Source organism: Acetobacter fabarum (assembly GCF_029069195.1).
GTDB lineage: Bacteria > Pseudomonadota > Alphaproteobacteria > Acetobacterales > Acetobacteraceae > Acetobacter > Acetobacter fabarum_A.
Genome location: NZ_JARDYK010000041.1, coordinates 1 through 529, shown reverse-complemented (window position 1 = coordinate 529; position 529 = coordinate 1). Strand labels below are relative to the sequence as shown.

Sequence of the window (529 nt, the reverse complement as noted above, 5' to 3'; positions counted from 1 at the left end):
TCTGTGGTCGCCGGTTCCGCATTCTGGCTGTTATCGACGATTTCAGTCGCAAGAACCTGGCATTGGTTGCCGACACATCGCTGTCAGGCGGACGTGTGGCGCGGGAACTGACGGTTCTGGTGGAGCGATATGGCAAACCTCTCATGATTGTCAGCGACAACGGGACGGAATTCACATCCCATGCCATCCTGAAATGGGCCGATGAGATGAAGATCGAATGGCATTATATCGCTCCGGGGAAACCGCAGCAGAACGGGTTTGTCGAAAGTTTTAACGGCCGATTGAGGGATGAATGCCTCAACGAAACGCTGTTCACGTCTCTCAGCCATGCCCGACAGGTTCTGGCTGACTGGCGGGAAGACTACAATACGGTGCGTCCTCATTCCAAACTGGATGGCAGGACACCGGATCAGATCGCCAGACAAGGGTCTCGGGGGCATGCCCCCGAGACCCTTGTCATCCCATCAACCCCAAGCCATAAAAAACGGGAACTCTCCTTTTGAGTGGATACAAAAAGGGGGGCACGTCA

1 protein-coding gene is annotated in these 529 nt (G+C 54.8%); it reads left to right on the top strand.

The window, feature by feature from the left end; translation table 11 throughout:
• Positions 1-503, top strand: a 503-nt coding sequence (locus PY793_RS14115) for an integrase core domain-containing protein (protein WP_275178617.1), incomplete at its 5' end; no start/stop codon positions are given.
• Positions 504-529 lie beyond the last annotated feature (26 nt).